The organism is Tamlana sp. I1 (genome assembly GCF_015355625.1).
Classification (GTDB): Bacteria; Bacteroidota; Bacteroidia; order Flavobacteriales; family Flavobacteriaceae; genus Pseudotamlana.
Map to the genome: position 1 here is coordinate 24050 of NZ_JACLAF010000011.1, position 19440 is coordinate 43489.

The window sequence follows — 19440 nt, forward strand, 5'->3', positions numbered from 1 at the left end:
GCGCTTGGATTTGTATTTTAAAGCATATCGACGCCGGAGATGTCACTTTTTAAACAGTTTTGTTTTAGTGTTCAGTTTTTCTATTGTTTTCAAAAAGTTCAATAGCTTTAAGGTAGTTACTTGCTCCTTTAGGAGTTAAATCAGTTGAAAATCCAGAAAGGTTACTATAATTTTCATCTATCCAAGTTGTAAGCGTATCGCGTCTAGACTGCCATTTTTTGAAATCTAGAAAGATATAATCAGTAGTATGAATTTTTTGAATACGTTTATCTTTTAAAACAAATGTAGCCTTGTAAACCATAGCGGAATCTTGAAGAAACTTGATTCGTTTGCATGTTTTGGAGATTGTAACACCAATCGAATCCTTATAATTTTTAATTTCAACAATCTTATATTTAGGGGTAAATACAGAGTCCCATCTAAATTGGGTGTAAAGTTCTTTTTTGGTTCTTGTCAATAAAAAATCCTTTTCTGTAGTTTGAATACTGTCCGTTATATACTTAGAAATCAATTTAAAATCACCATGATTTAAAGCTGAATAGTAATTTTTAACGATGTCTTCAGAAGAAATATCTCGATTATTATTACATGAAATTGTTAAAATAATCAACCCAAAAGTTGAAAATAGGATTTTAAAAAACCGCTTCATTTTAATAAATAAATTTTACAATTAACAATTAACAATTAACAATTAACAATTAACAATGTTCAATTTGTAATGAATACATTTTTTTACCCCCCAATAGCCGTCATACTCCTATTATTAGTATGCAATTCCGGTTCTTGAAGTTTTTTTAAGGTATCCATACCACCGCGGACTTTCAATTTCGCCCACACCGCTTTTTGAATCACAGATTCAATAGATTTTCCAGCACGAAGCGTAGTTAATAAATCGGATTCGGTTGAAGAAAATAAACAGTTTTTAAGCTGGCCGTTTGCAGTTAAACGCAGTCTGTTACAAGAATCGCAAAACGGATTGGTTACCGAGCTTATAATCGCAAAAGAACCTTGATAGCCCTTGATTCTATAGTTTTTAGAAGTATCATTAGGCGCATCTTGTAAGCGTTCTACTTCGTCTTCCGCGAAAGCGTCGTGAACATAACGCATCACTTCAGCATAAGAAACCATTTTGCTCATATCCCATTTGTTACCATCAAAAGGCATGAATTCTATAAAGCGCACCGAAATAGGTAAATCTTTGGTGAAGTTGATAAAATCGATGATTTCATTTTCATTAAAACCTTTCATTAAAACGGCATTAACCTTTACGGTAAAACCTTCTTTAACTAAAAGTAAAATGTTGTTGTACACCTTTTTAAACTCATGTCGTCGTGTAATGTGTTTAAATTTACTTTCATCTAAAGAATCTAAACTCACATTGATTTTATTAACACCGTACTTTTTTAATACATCAATGTATTTATCAATAATCACCGCATTGGAAGTGATAGAAAGTTCTACCGGTAAAGTGGCGAGTTTTTCCAAAATAATAGGAATGTCTTTTCTAATTAAAGGTTCGCCACCTGTTAATCTAATTTTGGTAACGCCATTATCTACAAAAGTTTTGGCGATTTCGTATATCTCCTCGTAGGTCATTAAATCACTTTTAGGAGAGAGGGTAACACCTTCTTCTGGCATGCAATAGGTACACCTTAAATTACAGCGTTCGATAAGTGATATACGCAAGTAAGCGTGATCTCTACCGTGTGAATCTTGTAATATGTTTTTATTCTCGCTCATTACTTTGATTTGTTTATTTGTTTAGCTGTGTATTTGTTTAATCGGTTAATCGACTCAACGATTAAACAATTCAACGCATCAACATTTTTAATCATGCCTAGCCCCCTTCAATATTCTAAAACTATGCAAAACCCCAGGGAAAATAGCGTCCATAGATTCTTTAGCACCATTAGTCGATCCTGGTAACGCCAAAACTAGCGTGTCTGAAATCGTGCCAGCAACACTTCTTGACAGCATGGAAAACGGCGTACGTTCTTGTCCGTAACCACGAATGGCCTCTTCAATTCCTGGAATACGTCTGTCTAAAATTGGAAGTAAAGCTTCAGGCGTGACATCTCTACCCGAAAGACCTGTGCCTCCGGTGTAAATCACCATATCGATACCTTGTTCTTGATAGTTTTTAGCTTTTTGCTGAATGATGTCTTTTTCATCTGGAATAATCACGTATTCTGATATTTTAACCCCAGATTCCTCGAGCTTTTTAATAATAGCTTTCCCTGCTTTATCCTCTTTATGTCCCGCCGAAATAGTATCACTACAAACCACAACAGCTGCGGTTAAATCTTTACGGAAGCGGTCTTTAAAGTCAGATTTCCCACCTTTTTTATTAAGGAGTTTGATGGCGTGAATTTCAATGCCTTTATCAATAGGTTTCAGCATGTCGTACATGTTAAGCGCTACAACACTCGCACCATGCATAGCTTCTACTTCAACGCCTGTTTTATAGATGGTTTTCACGGTAAAAATCACCGAAATTTCTAAACCATTGATTTCATATTCAACGCCTGTAAATTCGATAGGTAAGGGGTGGCAATCAGGCAAAATATCTGGCGTACGTTTTACGCCCAAAAGCCCTGCTGCCTTACTCATAGCAAATACATGCCCCTTAGGAACTGTATCATTTTTAATAGCTTCTATAGTTTCTGGTTTACTAACTTTTACCACAGCTTGTGCTACCGCTGTACGTAATGTTGTGTTTTTATGTGTGATGTCGACCATTTCGGGATTGATTAATTATTATTTTTTATTGATTATTTGTGTTTGCTGGTATTCTAGAGACCTTAAAGTTTGTTTTTAATTTTCGTGATTTTATCAAGATTTGTTCTCTGTTTTATTTTGAATTAAGTTTTGATTTAAAGCGAATTCTATTTAAAGAGTCAACGAGATGATATTTTTTTAATTTATTTTTTATTGATTATTTGTGTTTGCCGTTTTTCTAGAGACCTAAAAGTTTGTTTTTAATTTTTGAGATTTTATCAAGTTTAGTTCACTGTTTTATTTTTGAATTAACTATTGACTTAAAGCGAATTCTATTTAAAAATTATACATGTTGACCCTTTTTAGATTTATTTTTTTTATTGCCTATTTATGCTTGCTGTTTTCCTAGAAGCCATAAAAATTGCTGTTAATTCTCGTGATTCTTTCAAGATGCATTCTACGCTTTCTTTCTGAATTAAATTTTCATCTAAAGCAAATTCGATCCAAAAATTCGATTCATCAACTTCTTCAATTACGATACTTATTTTGGATATAAAACTAGCTTTTGATTGTGCAATACAAGTCGCTCTATAATTTGCTGCAACAGAAGTAGAACATCTAATTAATTGCCCTTTTATATGATTTGCTAAATAATTGTTAGGGAATTGCCCTGTGATTTTAATGCAATTATGTGCAAAAATTTTAGTTCTATTTTTTAAGGCTTCCTTCATAAATAATCATTTTTTTCAGGGTTTCAGTGGAATAATCAATATTCAATAATAAATAATCAATTCCTTCAGGGTTTCATAGGAATAATCATTAGTCATTAAAAAATAATCAATTATTAACCTTCCATTGATGCGAGTCATCTTCGAAAATCTCTTTTCCAAAAACCGGAACATCGGCTTTAATGGCTTCAACGATGTATTCTAGAGCTTCGAATACTACTTTTCGTCTTGGTGAGGACACGAATACAAATAAGCAAATTTCGCCTGCTTTTACAGTACCTAAACTGTGATAAATATGCATGCAGGTTAAGTCGAATTTCTCGAAAGCAGACTCACGAATGTCGTAGAATTTCTGATTAGCCATATCCTCGTAAGCCGTGTATTCTATGGCAGAAACGGTTTTTCCGTCAATCTCATCGGCTCTAACTTGTCCGAGGAAAATGTTATGCGCGCCAATGCTTGTTTTTGTTTGGTGTTTGTAAATTGAATTCCCAATAAAATCGGAAGTTATTGCGCCTTCTTGAAATACGTTTTTAGTTTTTTTTGTTTCCATTGTATATGTTTTTCAGAGCCTTCAGGTTTCAAAAACCTAAAGGCTCTTGTTATTATAAATTTTATGATTTTACTGATTTAGTTTCCAATTGCTCATTTAAATAATCATTAATTTCCGCAGCGCCTTCAATCAGACTAAAACAATTAGTAATGCCCAATTCTTGAAGTCGTTCTACAGCATGTTCACTACGTATTCCTGCTTGACAAAAAACATAAGCCTTTTTGGAAGTGTCTATGTTGATGTATCCTTCTTCTAATTCAGATAGCGGTACATATGTGATAGGAATAGCTTCAACTTTTGGTTGTTCGTGGTCTTCTCGTACATCGATAAATTGCATGTTATCTTCTAATGAAACATCGTAAATTGAAATGTTCTCTGTTGGAACTTCACAGCCTATATTAATGTGTTGCTTTTGAAAATTATCCTTGTCTTTTAAAACCAATTCAATAGCGCTTTCAGAACGGTTGATTTTTAAAATCGTGTTTTGAAGCGTTAATGCATTGTAGCATAAAAGTTGTCCTGAAAGCACGTTGCCAATCCCTAAAATAATTTTTAAGACTTCGTTAGCCTGCATGGTGCCTATAATGCCAGGGAGGACACCTAAAACACCAATTTCAGAGCAGTTAGGAACAGCACCTTTTTCTGGTGGATTCGGGAAAAGACAGCGGTATGAAGGGCCGTTTTGATAATTAAATACCGAAACCTGACCTTCAAACTTAAATATAGAACCAAAAACGAGTGGTTTGTTGGTGATTACGCAGGCATCGTTTACCAAATAGCGCGTTTCAAAATTATCGGAACCATCTATAATAATATCATACTGTTCGAAAAGCTCTAATGCATTTTGATGTGTTAAGCGTTCGGGGTAGGTGTTTATGGTAATATCTGCGTTTAAATCGGATAAACGTTCTTTAGCCGCAAGTGCCTTATTTTTGCCTATTGAAGCGCTACCAAATAAAATTTGACGTTGTAAGTTTGATAAGTCAACCGTATCAAAATCGATGATGCCAATGGTGCCAACACCAGCTGCTGCGAGGTATTGCAAGATTGGGCAACCTAAACCACCAGCGCCAATAGCTAATACTTTGGCTTTTGAAATTTTATCTTGCCCTTCCTGACCAATTTCTGATAGTATGATGTGTCTGTTGTATCTCATTTTAATTCCTGCGAAGGCAGGAATCTCTTCCTACCTAATTTGTGATTTATATTTTTACTTTTCCAGACCTTTCAGGTTTTAGAAACCTGAAAGGTCTTAAATAACCGTTATAAATTACCCGCCAGCAAACGGAGGTAACAATGCAATTTCTTGTCCGTTTACTATAGCATCTGTAGCAACCAATTCTTGATTCTGGGCCACTTGAAAATCTTTGGTTTTCAAAGCTTCATATTTAGTATACAAAAGTGTTAAAAGCTCAGAAATATGTTTGCCTGAAAACTCTAAAGTTTCCTCGCTTTTCTGCGTGACTTCAGCAATAAGTCCGAAATATTTAATGGTTAAAAGCATCTTTCAATTGTTTTAGTTCTTCTTGTGTGTTTACATTCATAGTACTTAGCTGTTCTTCTTCCGTATTTAAAACCACATTTTTAACCTTACAGGTGTTCACAGCAACCCGTAAGCGTCTTTCATCATTTATAACCAAATTTTTAAAAATAGGCGCACAGCGTTTGTGGTACAAAGCAATGAGTGGCATGGATTTATTGTTGCTTTCAATTTGAATGATATCGAAATCGGTATCCATATTCTGTATAAGCTTTTCTAAAATTGATGTTTTAATCAATGGAATATCGCAACTTAAAACCAAGTTGTAAACGGTTTTTGAAGCTTCTAATCCAGCGGCAATGCCTGCTACGGGTCCCGCATTTTTAATATTATCACTAACCCTTTTATAATTTAAAGCATCATGAGCTGTGTGGTCTGAAACGATGATAATTTCAGAAACCAAAGGCTTTAAAGCATCAATACTGTATTGCATGAAGGGTTTTCCGTTAAGGCTTAAAAAACCTTTATCGGTACCCATCCGGCTACTTTTTCCGCCAGATAAAATAAGGCCTGTTATGTGTTTTTTGTCAATCATTTTATGTGAAAAATAATTTAGCACAAGCTATAATGAGTACAAAGGCTAAAATGTATCGTAATTTGGTGTTGTTAATTTTTTTACTGCCGTAATAACCGCCTAAAACACCTCCAATTAAGGCGATGGCGACTAATAAAAACGATTCTTTTTCAATAGTTACGCCGCTACTTATTTGTCCGATTAGTCCCGCTGCAGAATTCACCCAAATAAAAAGGGCAGAAACGGCTGCGGCTTCCTTCATTTTACCCCAATGCAAGAGTAAAATAACAGGCGTTAATATAATGCCACCACCTATACCTATCAGTCCTGAAAAGAATCCGATAATACCACCAACAACTAAACCTTGCCAAAGCTTAACATCTTTAATTTTGTCGTTTTCTTTTCCGAATACATTCAGCATTTTTAGAATGGCAAAGACTAACAAAACGGCTAGAATTTTTTTATAAATAGATGCATCAACTTCAATAGTGCCTCCTAAAAAAGCCAAAGGAATGGAAGCGATGGCGAAGCTTATAAATAGTTTTTTATTAAAGAACCCAGCTTTAAAATAATAATAGAATGAAATCCCTGCAACAAATAAATTAAGCAATAAAGCGGTAGGCTTCATGGTTTCTGGTGCAAATGAAAACAAAGCCATAAGCGCCAAATAGCCACTTGCGCCACCGTGCCCCACACTTGAGTACAGGAAAGACACAATGGGTAAGATTGCTAGGAATATGTATATGTTTTCGGTTTGGAGCATGTTTTTTGAGTTAAAAGTGCCTAGAGTGCCTAAAGTATTTAAAGTTAAAAGTTAAAAGTGTCTGAAGTATTTAAAGTTACTATTGTTTGAAGTTTAAAGTTTGTTTGCTATTGCAGTAAACAGAGCTAGGAGTTCTTTTGTTTCTTTTATTACGGGGTTTAACTTTTCATTTTCTATCCAATTCAAATCTTTTATTATTTCTAACCAGTATTCGGTTTCGCTGGCTTCACTTTCTGAAATTTTAATTTTGTTTTTAAAGTCTCGCTGACTCCGAGATCGATTTGCTTCACGATAATTAGCACCAATACTAGTACCTGATTTTGTTATCTGATTTTTAATGACTTTTGCTTCTACAGTTTGTGGTAATAAAGAGGATATTTTAATTATGGATATTCCAAATTGTCGTGTTCTAAACTCTAGTTTTTTAGCAAATTCTTTATTATCCATTATTTTTAATTTATCACTTTTATATCTCTGTTCCTGTAATTTTAGTAAACTTCAATCTCTTTTTTAACACGTCCCACTAACTTTAAATACTTCCAACTTTAGCACACTTTAGGCACTTTTTAAACACGTACCCCTAACTTTAAGTACTTCCAACTTTAGAGCACTTTAAACACTTTTTTAACACGTGCCCTTAACTTTAAATACTTTCAACTTTAGCACACTTTAGGCACTAATTATAACAGGCACTTCTACAATAACTCCAATTTCCCCAACTGCTCATCCAAAAAATCCCAGCAATTCTGATTGATTTCATCGAAGGTTTCAATTAATGATTGTCCGTATTGGGTGAGTTCTACACCGCCACCGCCTTTGCCGCCAACGCTATTAATGGTGACTGGTTTTTTAGCCGATTTATTTACCGAGTCTAAAAGTTGCCAGGCTTTTTTATAGGATATGTTTAAAGAACGTGCGCCTTTGGAAAGCGAACCCGTTTCATGAATCGCTTTTAATAAATGCACGCGGCCTTCACCCAGAAGCACATTGTTATCCGATTCGATCCAAATTCTACTTTTAATTTTATAACCCATAATAATTAAGTTTGTTTAAAGAGGTAAAAGAATAACTTCTACGGTATCGTTTTCAGAAATCGTCATCACATCGCCTGGCACATAAATCAAAGCGTTTGAAAGCGCAAAAGTTTGTAACATTGATGAGTTTTGACCTTCTAAAATTTCAACAGTACCATCAGTATATATGGCTTTTAAAAATTGCGGACGATCGCCACGTTTTTCAAAATTAGATTTCGATTTAGCCTGTATGCGAGGTAATTCAACTTCATCACGATTCATCATTTGTTGTAAAGCGATATACACATACACATAAAAACAGGTTAATGCTGCAGCAGGATTTCCTGGCAATGCAAAAATTTGAGTGGCTTCTTTTTTTCCGTAGAATAAAGGTTTTCCAGGTTTTTGGGCCACTTTATAAAATAGCTCCTTCACGTTTAAATCTTCTAGAGCCTTGCCAACAAAATCGTAATCGCCCACTGAAATTCCACCTGTAATAAGCACCAAGTCGTTAGTGTTTATAGCGGTTTTTAGTGTGGATTTAGTTTGTTCGAAATCGTCTTCAACTTTATATAAATTGACATCGTAAAATTTTAAATTGTAGAGCGCACTTAAAAGCATTTTGGAATTGCTTTCGTAAATTTTTCCGTGAGAAAGAGGTTGTCCAGCTTCAATTAGTTCGTTTCCAGTGGTTACGATAGCAATACTTGGTTTTTTATAAACTGGAACTTCTGTAATTCCTAAAGAAATAAGATAACCAATAGCCGCAGGCGTAAGCTTTGTTCCTTTTTTTAAAGCGATATCTCCGGTTTTAACTTGCTCACCTAACGGACGAATATTAAGTTCTAAATCAATTTGATGCGCTATTTCAATGGTTTTTCCGTGGTTTTCAACTTTTTCTTGCATCATTACTGCGTTTGCAGAATCTGGAACTGCAGCACCTGTAAAAATTCGTACTGCTTCGCCAGGCTGTAAAACGGGTTGAAAAGCATCGCCAGCTTTTATTTCTCCAACTAAGTTATAGACTAGTTTGTCGTGCCTGTTTAAGGCATAACCATCCATTGCCGATTGCCTAAAAGGGGGCATGTTTATAGGGGAATTTATATCTTCAAACAATAGGTATCCTCCTGCTTTTTCAATAGGCTTGACGCATTTTTTTATAAGGGGTGTTCCGTTGTTTTTAACTGTTGTTATTGCTTCTGCAATTGAAACCATAAAAGTTGCTTTTCGTTGTGTCCATGCAAATATAGCGAAATCATTTTTTTTCTAAACATGATATAAGTCAGTTTTAGACATTTTTATTTAACATAATTTTACCTTAAATTTAGAAAACCAATACAGAAATTGATAATATGCCAATTAAGAGCTATTTAGCGCACCCCTACGATGGTAAAAAAGATGATCTTGTAATCGCTTTATCACAAATTTCAAAATGTGATGTTATTCCTGCAGAAAACAACGATGTACTTATTATAGTTACAGAAACCGATACTTTAAAAGAAGATGAACAATTAAAAGAAACCATTGAAGCCATAGATAGTTTAAAACTGTTGGCTATGGTTTCTGGATTTGATACACCTAAAAACAATTAATATGCAAAACACTCTATCTAACAGTGTGCTTTCTAGTAGACGAGATTTTTTAAAAAAGATGGCAGCTGCTGCTGCAATGACTGCTGCTGCAACTATGTTTCCAGGCATAATCTTTGCCGCAGAGCAAGAGAAAAACATACCTAATGCGGCTAATTTAGATTGGAAAAAAGGGCCTTGTCGTTTTTGTGGTGTAGGTTGTGGTATTTTAGTTGGTGTAGAAAATGGTAAAGCCGTTGCAGTAAAAGGCGACCCTAATAGTTCTGTTAATAAAGGATTGCTTTGTGTTAAAGGATATCATCAAACCATGTGTATTCAGGCGAAAGACCGATTAACGCATGCATTGGTTAAGAAAAACGGTACATACGTAAAGACACCTATTAATGAAGCTTTAGATCTTGTTGCAAGCAAGATGAAGGAAACCATTGAAAGTCATGGTAAAGATGCTGTGGCTATGTATACTTCGGGGCAGTCTACAATCCCTGAAGGTTATATCGCTTCAAAATTAATGAAAGGAGCTATTGGAACGAATAATTTAGATTGTAATGCACGTTTATGTATGGCGAGTGCGGTAACAGGATTTTTAACCACTTTTGGTGCCGATGAGCCTATGGGATGTTATGAAGATATCGATCATGCCGATTATTTTATCACTTGGGGAAATAATATGGCAGAAATGCATCCTGTATTATTTTCAAGAATGTTGGAGCAAAAAAGTAGGAGAGGTGCTAAAATAATTGATTTCGCTACAAGAACAACGCGTTCTAGTACGGCTTCCGATCGTTCTATTTTATTTGAGCCTCAAACCGATTTGGCTGTGGCAAATGCTATTTGTTATGAAATAGTGAATAATGGTTGGGTAGATAAATATTTTGTTGAAAACCATTGTAATTTCAGTAAAGGATTAACCAATATAGGTTATGGTTTAGAAGATAATTTTAGTTTCACCGACAAACCAGAAAAAATAGATTTTGCGGCGTATAAAGAATTTTTAGAAGATTATACTCCAGAAAAAGTAGCAAAATATTCTAGAGTTTCGGTAAAAGATATTAAGTATTTGGCAGCTATTTACGGCGATCCAAACAAAAAAGTAGTGTCTTATTGGTGTATGGGAATGAATCAGCATACACGCGGAACTTGGATTAATAATTTAGTGTACAACATTCATTTACTTACAGGGAAAATCTCGAAACCAGGAAATGGACCATTTTCTTTAACGGGACAACCTTCTGCTTGTGGTACAGCACGTGAGGTTGGTACTTTTACCCATAAACTACCTAAAGGTGTTGTTACAAATGAAGAAAATAGAAAGTTAGCAGCAAAGATTTGGAAAGTTCCTGTAGAACGTATTCCGTCGAAGCCTACCTATCACGCTACCGAAATGTTTAGAGCTGTAGATCGTGGCGACATTAAATTTATATGGACCCAAGCAACCAATCCATTAGTATCCTTGCCAAAAACAAGTCGTTATCGTCCGGCGATGCAAAAAGACTCTTGTTTTGTTGTGGTTTCTGATGTGTTTCCTACGCCAACTTCCGATGTGGCTGATGTTATTTTACCAGCATCATGGCATATTGAAAAAAGTGGTTTATATGGAAATTCAGAACGTAGAACCCAATACTGGGATAAAATGGTTGAAGGTCCAGGAGAAACCACTCCCGATGCTTGGATGTTTATTGAGGTGGCAAGACGTATGGGTTATGGTGATTTATTCCCTTATAGTAAAGAAAATCACGTTGAAGAAATATTTAATGAATACCGCCAGTTTCATGAAGGAGCAAAACATGGTATGGCACCTTTAGAGGTTCTGAAAAAAGAATCTGGCGCCATTTGGCCTTATGTTGATGGTAAATCAACACAGTGGCGTTTTAACGAGGAGTTTGATCCTGCTTGTAAAAAAGGTTCTGGCTTCGATTTTTACGGAAAACCAGATGGCAGAGCTGTTATTTGGCAGCGTCCTTATGAACCAGCTCCAGAAGTTCCAGATAAAGAATATCCATTTTGGTTAGATACAGGAAGAGTGATAGAGCATTGGCATACGGGGTCTATGACACGTAGAATTCCTGTGTTAAATCAAGCCATGCCACATGCTTATGTCGAGTTTCATCCAGACGATGCTAAAGCTTTAGAGATTAGAAACGGCGAACTTATAAAAGTAACCTCACGACGTGGTTCATGTGTGTTGCCGGCTTCAATAAATGAAAGAGGATTACCAACTAAAGGTCAGGTTTTCGTTCCGTTTTTTGATGAAAACATGATGATTAACGATGTAACTTTAGATGCTTTTTGTCCGATTTCTAAAGAGCCAGATTTTAAAAAATGCGCTGTTAAAGTAGAAAAAGCATAGGCATGAAAAAGAGACTAGGTATCATATCATTATTTGTAATTCTATTTATAGCTTTTATTGCTGTTTGGAGTTATAGTTATCAAATCGGACTTGAAGAAGCGTATATTCCCCTTGAAGATGATAATAGCGGAATTAAAGTAATTCCATCAGAATCTGGGGTTTTTGAACGTTCTCAATTTGCATTAGATTATGCTGAAATGCCAATTGATGAAGCGCATCAACGCAGTTTGAAAACCTATTATAATAATAGAGCCTACCACGGTGCGCCACCAAGTATACCACATCCTGTAGCAAACGAGCGTAGTTTGGGCGGGAATACCTGTTTACAATGCCATCAAAATGGTGGTTTTGTAGAAAAATTCGATGCATACGCGCCTGTAACACCACATCCCGAAATGGTTAATTGCCGCCAATGTCATGTCGCTCAAAAAAGCAATACGCTTTTTAAACCAGCTAATTTGGTTAAAGTAAATGCGCCAGAAGTTGGCGATAATAATGCTTTAATGGGAAGTCCGCCAATGATTCCGCACCAAATTCAAATGCGAGAAAACTGTTTGTCTTGTCACGCAGGACCTGCCGCTCCTAAGGAAATTAGAGTAACACACCCAGAGCGTGTGAATTGCAGACAATGTCATGTGCCTACAGATAAACCGGTTTCAGAAATAAAGGCTTTTACACGAACTAATAGTAATTAAAATGATTAGAAAGAACTACATATATATTCTGGCTTGTACATGTGTTTTAGTGCTTTTTTCATGTAAACATGGCGAAGGCGAATACCATGGTGTGATAGAAAAAATTAACGCCGAAGGTAAAAACTATCATGGTACTTCTATTTCATCAGAACAATATATAGAAGGTATTAAAACTATTGAAATTACAGAAGACGGACACACCTTTTTAATACCGGAAAGAAAAGGGCAAATACGATCGTATGCTTGTACCGAATGTCATTCGAAACCTTTGGAAGACATGCAAAGTAAAGGCATAAAGGAAGCGCATTGGGATATTAAAATTGTACATGCCAATGAAAACGCTATGAATTGCGTAACCTGCCACAACCCCAATAACATGGATCAATTAAAAAGTTTGACAGGAAAAGATATCGATTTTAATAAGAGTTATAATTTGTGTAATCAGTGTCACTCTAAACAATTTGAAGATTGGAAAGGTGGTGCACATGGTAAACGAATTGGCGGTTGGGCGCCACCAAGAGCATCCATGACCTGTGTGAATTGTCATAACCCACATAAACCACACTTTGAGTCTAGGTGGCCTTCACGTTTTAATACGCAAACAGAGTTAGAAAGAAAATAATTAAAAACTGTATAAAAGTTTTATAATATTTAAGATATGAGCAGCAATAACAAAAAATGGTTTTCTTTAAATTTAGGAGGTAGGAACAAAGAATCTTCTGGTTCTTGTGGCTGCGGAAAAACTTCAGGAGGCTGTGGTTCTGGTTCTAAACCGAATACCATAGATTCCGATGGTTATCAAATGACAGATGATGAATTTGCTGAAGCCGCCATCAATGCATCAATAGGCGAGGAACGTAAAAAAGACGGTTTCGAACAAGTTTTTGATGTTAAAATGGACCGACGAACCGCTTTTAAAAAACTAACAGCAAGTTTGTTAATTGGGGCAGGAGCGGTAAGCACGTCTTGTAGTGTAATTGGTAGTGATGAAGGTAAAGAAAAAGCACAAATAGACTGGGAAGAGCAATTTAAGGGCAACTATAAAATGATGTCTGATGAAGAAAAGAAAGCTACCGTTGAAAGGCTAACACGTTCATACGAATTAAGAACGGGGAAAAATATAACGATGTCTTCAAAAAATGCTGAAGAAGATGTGTTGTTTGGCTACGCTTTTAATATTTCGAAATGTCAAGGTTATATGGATTGCGTAAATGCCTGTGTTGAAGAGAATAACCAGGATCGTGATTCGGAAATGCAATACATAAGAATTCATGAAATGAAAGATGGTCAAGGCTTTAATTTTAATGAAGCCGACGATAATTATTATCATGAAGTTCCTGCCGAAGGACATTTTTATATGGGAACACAGTGTTTTCATTGCGATAATCCGCCATGTGTTGAGGTTTGTCCTGTACAAGCGACATGGAGAGAAGATGATGGTTTGGTGGTTGTAGATTACGATTGGTGTGTAGGTTGCCGTTACTGTATGGCTGCTTGTCCTTACGATGGTAGACGCTTCAACTGGAGCAAACCTGAAGTTCCAGAAAAGGAAGTAAACCACAATCAGCATTATTTAGGAAACCGCATGCGTAAAAAGGGTGTTATGGAAAAATGTACCTTCTGCGTGCAACGTTCTAGATCGGGTAAAAACCCAGCTTGTGTTGAAGCCTGTCCTACAGGAGCACGTATTTTCGGAAACTTATTAGATCCTAAAAGCACCATTAGATGGGTGCTAGAGAATAAAAAAGTATTTAGATTAAAAGAAGATTTAGGAACAGAACCTAAGTTCTGGTATTTCATGGATTAGAGTGTTGTGGAATCGTTTAATCGTGTCATTGATATCACGTTTACACGCATCAACAAATTAGCACAGAAAGGACGGGAGACAGTTGACGGGAGACAGGAGTTAGCTAGTTTTAAAAAAAATAGGTTGAATTGTTTAACTGTTTAATCGTGTCATTGATATCACGATTACACGCATCAACAAATTAGCACAGAAAGGACGGGAGACAGTTGACGGGAGACAGGAGTGAGTTAGTTTTAAAAAAATAGGTTGAATTGTTTAACTGTTTAATCGTGTCATTGATATCATGTTTACACGCATCAACAAATTAGCACAGAAAGGACGGGAGACAGTTGACGGGAGATAGGAGTGAGTTAGTTTTAAAAAAATAGGTTGAATTGTTTAACTGTTTAATCGTGTCATTGAAAACACGTTTACATGCATCAACAAATCAACGCATAAACAGAGTAAAAGTAACGCTAAGTAAAAAATGTTGAATTGTTTAACTGTGTCATTGAAAACACGGTTACACGCATCAACAAATCAACAATTACACATAATTAGAATAATTAAAAACATGAGTGTATTTAAGGTTTTTAGAAGTTTAGTTAAGGATAGTTTAGATACCATAACCCATGGGTCGTTAAAATACCACATTTGGATGGGGGTATTAACTTTTATCATGTTGGTTGGTATGTATTGCTATTCCATCCAATTGGAGGAGGGTTTAAGTGTAACAGGTATGACCGATCGTGTAAGCTGGGGACTGTATATTTCGAATTTTACGTTTTTAGTTGGGGTTGCTGCTGCAGCCGTCATGCTGGTTATGCCTACCTATGTCTTGCATGATGTCGATTTTAAGCAAGCTGTTTTAATAGGTGAAGGACTCGCTGTTGCGGCTTTAATTATGTGTTTGGCTTTTGTAATTGCGGATATGGGAGGTCCGTCGGTTTTATGGCATATGATTCCGGGGATAGGTGTGTTTAATTTTCCGAATTCCATGTTAACCTGGGATGTTATCGTACTTAATGGCTACTTGTTTTTAAATATTACCATTCCATTATATATTTTATTTAGACACTATCAAGGTAAAGAAGCAAAGTCAAAAATCTATGTACCAGGAGCTATTCTATCAGTGTTTTGGGCTGTTGGTATTCACTTAGTTACGGCATTTTTATATCAAGGACTACAGGCGCGTCCGTTTTGGAATAATGCGCTATTAGGGCCTCGTTTTTTAGCCTCGGCTTTTGCCGCAGGACCTGCACTAATTATCTTGGTTTTAGCAATTATTAGAAATTTTACCGAATTTAAAATACAAGATAAAACTCTTAGAAAAATAGCTATGGTTGTTACCGTAGCCGCTCAAATAAACTTAATTATGTTGGTTTCGGAGTTGTTTAAAGAGTTTTATGCTCCTACGCACCATAGTGAAAGTGCTTATTATTTGTTTTTCGGGCTGCATGGAAAAGATGCTTTATTACCATGGATTTGGACTGCTATCCCTTTAAACGTCTTGGCAACTGTGTTATTAACCTTTCATAAGTTTCGTAATAATTTCAAAATCCTATTCTTTTGTTGTTTTATCTTATTCATAGCCATTTGGATTGAAAAAGGATTTGGCTTAATCGTTCCTGGGTTTATTCCAGGACCTTACGGTAAAATTGTAGAATACACACCAACTGGAATAGAAATAGGAGTGACGCTTGGTATTTGGGCCATGGGCGCATTCATATTCACCATTCTAGCAAAAACAGCGATTGGTATTGAATTAGGGAATTTAAGATATAAAGAAAAGCAGTAATCGCATTATAATTTCATATTTAAAGGCTTTAAAAACATCAATTGAATAATTTCGGTTGGTGTTTTTTGTTAGACTCTCAAAAATTATCGATTATCATAAAAACTAAGTATTATTACGTATTTTCGTTTTAAATACTTCTTTTTATGTCACTAAATACTTCACATTCTAAATTAAGAAAAAAGGCACTTACCGATGTGTCTTGTGAAGCTTGTACCAATGAAAATTGTTTAATAAATAGAAGTTTACAATCCATCTCTAATACTGAATTCGCCAAAAACAAAAGCACCTTAAAATGTAAAAAAGGACAGCAATTTATAATGGAAGGCGCTCCAGTAAATGGCTTGTTTTTTATTTTAAAAGGTACGGTAAAAGTTTTTAGAACAGGCATAAACGGCCGCGAACAAATTGTGCGTTTTGCCAAAGAGGGAGAAATTATTGGTCATCGTGGTTTTGGTACCGAAGAGTATTATTCTATTGGAGCAATTGCACTGCAGGAGTCTGTTTTGTGTTATTTTTCTAAAGATGATCTTCAGGATGCTTTACTTGAAAATCCTAAGTTTGCTTACGATTTAATGTTGTTTTACGCAAACGAATTAAACCGTAGTGAAAACAAAGTCAAATCCATTTCGCAAATGACGGTTCGCGAACGCGTTATCGATACTTTATTATATCTACATCGTAAATTTGGTGATATAAACGGATTTTTAAGTTTGCCATTAAGTAGAAAAGAATATGCCGATTACGCCGGAACTACCGAAGAGCAGGTTATTCGAATTTTTTCAGCATTGAAAAAAGAAAAGCTTATTTCGGCTAAAGGAAAAAAAATTGCAGTATCTAATATTCAACTTTTAAAGAGTGAAATTAGTGAGCATAATTATTTCTTAGATGCCTAATTGGAATTAAGCAATTCCTTATTAATACGCTTCTAATTTATTAACCTTACTTTTGAAGCATCATAATATATTATCATCAACCTTTAGTTTATGTCATATCAAGATGAATTTGTTCTTTTCTGGGAACAGGTAAAAGAAAGTTTCGAAGCCGGGCGTTTTGCTAAATTAACTATGGCAAAGACTATTGGTAAGCCAAACTTAAAAAACATATTTGTTAGACCCTTGTCTTCTAAAGATGATTTACAAGTTCTAGTGAAATTACGCTACCAATCTAAAGAGACCGAAGATGAAGAAAAAGAACTTACTTTAGACGAAGCTTTTGTGTTTTTAAAACCATACCTGAAAACTTCTTTTTTATCTGTGATTTTATTTACCACTACAAAAGATGTGACTTTCAAAATCAATAAAAAAGGGGCTGGGCGTATTTCTGAGACAGCACCAACTTTCCGTGATGTTATACCGCCAAAGCGAGATTTGGAGTAGGTTAAGGGGGAACACAGGACAAGAACGTCTGTTTTGTTTTAGCGAAATTCAGCTTTTTTCTGCCTAACACAAAAGCGAGTTAGTATGTTGTTTTCATGAATCCAATTCAAATAAACTTCTCGTCTGCTCTCGAAGACCCTTTCAAAAGGAATGAATGCCTTGTTATCATGAATCCACAATTAGTGTCTACGTCAAGAAATATTGAATCCTTATTTTATTAAACACAACTTTAGATAATGATTTGTAAACACTGTCTCTTAAATTCAATTTAAAATTTTAGTGCTAGTGAGAATCAATAAATATTCTAACAAAACCAATCGAAGTTTATCGTACGATAATAAAGTAAGTTTCTCATTTATCTCCTAAATCATCTAAAACTAAGTAAAATTATTACAGTTAAAATGTTTTTCACGTAAAATTACGTAGATGATTACTAGTTGTTTTTAATGGTGTTAAGTATTGATATTTAGCTGTTTGTGAATTAAACCTGTTTTATAGCAGGTTTTTTTGTGTTCTAAAAAGAGGTTTGTACATGGTGTTCATCATGAAATAGAACTAAGACTACTTATATATTTGTCACAGATAAGTATTAATACTTAGTTTTAATTTAAAAATCAAACAAAATGAATGCACTAATCAAAAAATCAACTTGGATCCTACCAGTAGCCCTTTTAATGTTTTCTTGTGGGAATAAAGAAAAAAAGCAAACGCTTGCTGAAAATGTAGTTGCAGAAACTTCAAAAACAAAAACATTAGATATAGAAAAGCCACAATTAACTTTTGGTTTTATTAAACTAACCGATATGGCGCCTTTAGCTATTGCAAAAGAAAAAGGATTCTTTGAAGATGAAGGTCTATTTGTTTCTGTTGAAGCTCAATCTAACTGGAAAAACATATTAGATCGTGTCATTGATGGTCAATTAGATGGATCTCACATGTTGGCAGGTCAACCTATTGCAGCAGGTGCTGGTTTTGGAAGACAAGCCGAACTTGTTACTGCTTATTCAATGGATTTAAACGGAAATGCCATCACAGTCTCAAACGATGTTTGGTCTAAAATGAAGCCAAATGTTCCTATGGATTCGGATGGTAAGCCAATTCACCCAATAAAAGCAGATGCTTTAAAACCTGTAATTTCAGAGTATAAAAACTCTGGAAAACCTTTTAAAATGGGTATGGTATTCCCTGTATCGACACACAACTACGAAATTAGATATTGGTTAGCTGCTGCAGGAATTAACCCTGGTATGTACACGGCCGATAATGTACAAGGGCAAATTGATGCCGAAGTATTACTGTCTGTTACCCCTCCGCCACAAATGCCAGCAACACTTGAAGCTGGAACTATTCACGGTTACTGTGTAGGTGAGCCATGGAACCAACAGGCTGTTTTTAAGGGTATTGGAGTGCCTGTGGTAACTAATTACGACATCTGGAAAAACAACCCAGAAAAAGTATTTGTTATGACTAAAAAGTTTGTTGAAGAAAACCCAAATACTGCTATAGCTGTTACAAAAGCATTAATTAGAGCAGGAAAATGGTTGGATGAGCCAGGAAATAGAGCAGAAGCTGTTAAAATTTTATCGATGTCTCAATACGTAGGTGCAGATGAAGCTGTGATAGCAAATTCGATGACAGGAACATTTGAATTTGAAAAAGGCGATAAACGTGATATGCCAGATTTTAATGTCTTTTATAAGTACAACGCAACGTATCCTTTTTACTCTGATGGTGTTTGGTTTTTAACGCAAATGCGTAGATGGGGACAAATTCCAGAAGCGAAATCAGCCAATTGGTATGCCGAAACTATTAAAGAGATTTACAGACCAGATATCTGGAAGAAAGCGGCCCAACTTTTAGTTGAAGAAGGAAATATTCCTTCAACCGATATTCCTTCAACCGATGGTTATAAACCAGCAACAACCGATTTTATTGATGGAATTACTTATGATGGTAAAGATCCTATTTCATACATCAATAGTTTTTCAATAGGAAACAAAGATAAAGCTGTACAGTAAAT

At 35.3% G+C, this 19440-nt stretch carries 21 protein-coding genes; 9 read left to right on the plus strand and 12 right to left on the minus strand.

All coding sequences use genetic code 11. The annotated features are described in order from the left end of the window. Nucleotides 1-64: 64 nt before the first annotated feature. The 12 genes from H6X70_RS11220 to glp all read right to left on the minus strand — a co-directional run bounded on the left by H6X70_RS11220 (nt 65) and on the right by glp (nt 9044). Complete coding sequence (locus H6X70_RS11220) at nt 65-649, minus strand: DUF4878 domain-containing protein (protein ID WP_194767788.1); 585 nt, start codon at nt 647-649, stop codon at nt 65-67. Nucleotides 650-732: 83 nt separating this feature from the next. Next, on the minus strand, nt 733-1740 hold the full coding sequence (gene moaA / locus H6X70_RS11225; RefSeq protein ID WP_194767789.1) for a GTP 3',8-cyclase MoaA: 1008 nt from the start codon (nt 1738-1740) through the stop codon (nt 733-735). Nucleotides 1741-1827: 87 nt separating this feature from the next. Beyond that, nucleotides 1828-2739, minus strand: coding sequence for a bifunctional molybdenum cofactor biosynthesis protein MoaC/MoaB (gene moaCB / locus H6X70_RS11230; protein WP_067150728.1), 912 nt, complete (start codon nt 2737-2739; stop codon nt 1828-1830). A gap of 356 nt (nt 2740-3095) precedes the next feature. Beyond that, complete coding sequence (locus H6X70_RS11235; protein WP_194767790.1) at nt 3096-3449, minus strand: four helix bundle protein; 354 nt, start codon at nt 3447-3449, stop codon at nt 3096-3098. Between the two features lie 106 nt (nt 3450-3555). Beyond that, on the minus strand, nt 3556-3999 hold the full coding sequence (locus tag H6X70_RS11240) for a molybdenum cofactor biosynthesis protein MoaE (protein ID WP_194767791.1): 444 nt from the start codon (nt 3997-3999) through the stop codon (nt 3556-3558). A 61-nt stretch (nt 4000-4060) separates the two neighbouring features. Then, nucleotides 4061-5155, minus strand: a complete 1095-nt coding sequence (gene moeB, locus H6X70_RS11245) for a HesA/MoeB/ThiF family protein (RefSeq protein ID WP_194767792.1) — start codon at nt 5153-5155, stop codon at nt 4061-4063. A gap of 114 nt (nt 5156-5269) precedes the next feature. Next, nucleotides 5270-5503: a MoaD/ThiS family protein gene (locus tag H6X70_RS11250; RefSeq protein ID WP_194767793.1), complete on the minus strand. Its 234-nt coding sequence runs from the start codon at nt 5501-5503 to the stop codon at nt 5270-5272. Next, entirely contained in the window at nt 5487-6074 is a 588-nt protein-coding gene (locus H6X70_RS11255) for a molybdenum cofactor guanylyltransferase (RefSeq protein ID WP_194767794.1), read from the minus strand. Before H6X70_RS11255 ends, H6X70_RS11250 begins: the two co-directional genes overlap by 17 nt. 1 nt (nt 6075) lies before the next feature. Next, complete coding sequence (locus H6X70_RS11260) at nt 6076-6816, minus strand: sulfite exporter TauE/SafE family protein (RefSeq protein ID WP_194767795.1); 741 nt, start codon at nt 6814-6816, stop codon at nt 6076-6078. Between the two features lie 93 nt (nt 6817-6909). Next, nucleotides 6910-7263, minus strand: coding sequence for a four helix bundle protein (locus H6X70_RS11265; protein WP_194767796.1), 354 nt, complete (start codon nt 7261-7263; stop codon nt 6910-6912). 248 nt (nt 7264-7511) lie between these two features. Then, nucleotides 7512-7850 carry a winged helix-turn-helix domain-containing protein gene (locus H6X70_RS11270; protein WP_194767797.1) on the minus strand — a complete coding sequence of 113 codons (339 nt, stop codon included), beginning with the start codon at nt 7848-7850 and terminating at the stop codon, nt 7512-7514. Between the two features lie 15 nt (nt 7851-7865). After that, nucleotides 7866-9044: a gephyrin-like molybdotransferase Glp gene (gene glp / locus H6X70_RS11275; protein WP_194767798.1), complete on the minus strand. Its 1179-nt coding sequence runs from the start codon at nt 9042-9044 to the stop codon at nt 7866-7868. A gap of 137 nt (nt 9045-9181) precedes the next feature. Here glp and H6X70_RS11280 point away from each other — a divergent pair, with 137 nt between their 5' ends. The 9 genes from H6X70_RS11280 to H6X70_RS11320 all read left to right on the plus strand — a co-directional run bounded on the left by H6X70_RS11280 (nt 9182) and on the right by H6X70_RS11320 (nt 19438). Continuing rightward, nucleotides 9182-9421 (plus strand): hypothetical protein, encoded by a 240-nt coding sequence (locus H6X70_RS11280; protein ID WP_194767799.1) that lies wholly within the window; start codon nt 9182-9184, stop codon nt 9419-9421. 1 nt (nt 9422) lies between these two features. Then, nucleotides 9423-11765 (plus strand): molybdopterin-dependent oxidoreductase, encoded by a 2343-nt coding sequence (locus H6X70_RS11285; RefSeq protein WP_194767800.1) that lies wholly within the window; start codon nt 9423-9425, stop codon nt 11763-11765. A gap of 2 nt (nt 11766-11767) precedes the next feature. After that, entirely contained in the window at nt 11768-12460 is a 693-nt protein-coding gene (locus H6X70_RS11290; RefSeq protein WP_194767801.1) for a nitrate reductase cytochrome c-type subunit, read from the plus strand. 1 nt (nt 12461) lies between these two features. After that, complete coding sequence (locus H6X70_RS11295; protein WP_194767802.1) at nt 12462-13082, plus strand: cytochrome c3 family protein; 621 nt, start codon at nt 12462-12464, stop codon at nt 13080-13082. Between the two features lie 36 nt (nt 13083-13118). After that, entirely contained in the window at nt 13119-14267 is a 1149-nt protein-coding gene (locus H6X70_RS11300) for a 4Fe-4S dicluster domain-containing protein (RefSeq protein ID WP_194767803.1), read from the plus strand. 553 nt (nt 14268-14820) lie between these two features. Continuing rightward, the gene (gene dsrP / locus H6X70_RS11305; protein WP_194767804.1) at nt 14821-16044 is read left to right on the plus strand and encodes a sulfate reduction electron transfer complex DsrMKJOP subunit DsrP; all 1224 of its coding nucleotides are present in this window, start codon (nt 14821-14823) and stop codon (nt 16042-16044) included. A 143-nt stretch (nt 16045-16187) separates the two neighbouring features. Beyond that, nucleotides 16188-16937, plus strand: a complete 750-nt coding sequence (locus H6X70_RS11310; RefSeq protein ID WP_194767805.1) for a Crp/Fnr family transcriptional regulator — start codon at nt 16188-16190, stop codon at nt 16935-16937. Nucleotides 16938-17027: 90 nt separating this feature from the next. Then, a complete protein-coding gene (locus H6X70_RS11315; RefSeq protein WP_194767806.1) occupies nt 17028-17420 on the plus strand; it encodes a hypothetical protein in 393 nt (130 codons plus the stop codon). Between the two features lie 623 nt (nt 17421-18043). Further along, nucleotides 18044-19438: a CmpA/NrtA family ABC transporter substrate-binding protein gene (locus tag H6X70_RS11320; protein WP_194767807.1), complete on the plus strand. Its 1395-nt coding sequence runs from the start codon at nt 18044-18046 to the stop codon at nt 19436-19438. The last annotated feature ends 2 nt before the right edge of the window (nt 19439-19440 follow it).

Coding starts and splice junctions, on each gene's coding strand:
- H6X70_RS11310 (WP_194767805.1), top strand. CDS start 16,188: ATGTCACTAAATACTTCACATTCTAAATTAAGAAAAAAGGCACTTACC.
- glp (WP_194767798.1), bottom strand. CDS start 9,044: ATGGTTTCAATTGCAGAAGCAATAACAACAGTTAAAAACAACGGAACA.
- H6X70_RS11265 (WP_194767796.1), bottom strand. CDS start 7,263: ATGGATAATAAAGAATTTGCTAAAAAACTAGAGTTTAGAACACGACAA.
- H6X70_RS11295 (WP_194767802.1), top strand. CDS start 12,462: ATGATTAGAAAGAACTACATATATATTCTGGCTTGTACATGTGTTTTA.
- H6X70_RS11270 (WP_194767797.1), bottom strand. CDS start 7,850: ATGGGTTATAAAATTAAAAGTAGAATTTGGATCGAATCGGATAACAAT.
- moaA (WP_194767789.1), bottom strand. CDS start 1,740: ATGAGCGAGAATAAAAACATATTACAAGATTCACACGGTAGAGATCAC.
- H6X70_RS11290 (WP_194767801.1), top strand. CDS start 11,768: ATGAAAAAGAGACTAGGTATCATATCATTATTTGTAATTCTATTTATA.
- H6X70_RS11260 (WP_194767795.1), bottom strand. CDS start 6,816: ATGCTCCAAACCGAAAACATATACATATTCCTAGCAATCTTACCCATT.
- H6X70_RS11250 (WP_194767793.1), bottom strand. CDS start 5,503: ATGCTTTTAACCATTAAATATTTCGGACTTATTGCTGAAGTCACGCAG.
- H6X70_RS11240 (WP_194767791.1), bottom strand. CDS start 3,999: ATGGAAACAAAAAAAACTAAAAACGTATTTCAAGAAGGCGCAATAACT.
- moaCB (WP_067150728.1), bottom strand. CDS start 2,739: ATGGTCGACATCACACATAAAAACACAACATTACGTACAGCGGTAGCA.
- H6X70_RS11220 (WP_194767788.1), bottom strand. CDS start 649: ATGAAGCGGTTTTTTAAAATCCTATTTTCAACTTTTGGGTTGATTATT.
- dsrP (WP_194767804.1), top strand. CDS start 14,821: ATGAGTGTATTTAAGGTTTTTAGAAGTTTAGTTAAGGATAGTTTAGAT.
- H6X70_RS11235 (WP_194767790.1), bottom strand. CDS start 3,449: ATGAAGGAAGCCTTAAAAAATAGAACTAAAATTTTTGCACATAATTGC.
- H6X70_RS11280 (WP_194767799.1), top strand. CDS start 9,182: ATGCCAATTAAGAGCTATTTAGCGCACCCCTACGATGGTAAAAAAGAT.
- H6X70_RS11320 (WP_194767807.1), top strand. CDS start 18,044: ATGAATGCACTAATCAAAAAATCAACTTGGATCCTACCAGTAGCCCTT.
- moeB (WP_194767792.1), bottom strand. CDS start 5,155: ATGAGATACAACAGACACATCATACTATCAGAAATTGGTCAGGAAGGG.
- H6X70_RS11315 (WP_194767806.1), top strand. CDS start 17,028: ATGTCATATCAAGATGAATTTGTTCTTTTCTGGGAACAGGTAAAAGAA.
- H6X70_RS11300 (WP_194767803.1), top strand. CDS start 13,119: ATGAGCAGCAATAACAAAAAATGGTTTTCTTTAAATTTAGGAGGTAGG.
- H6X70_RS11285 (WP_194767800.1), top strand. CDS start 9,423: ATGCAAAACACTCTATCTAACAGTGTGCTTTCTAGTAGACGAGATTTT.
- H6X70_RS11255 (WP_194767794.1), bottom strand. CDS start 6,074: ATGATTGACAAAAAACACATAACAGGCCTTATTTTATCTGGCGGAAAA.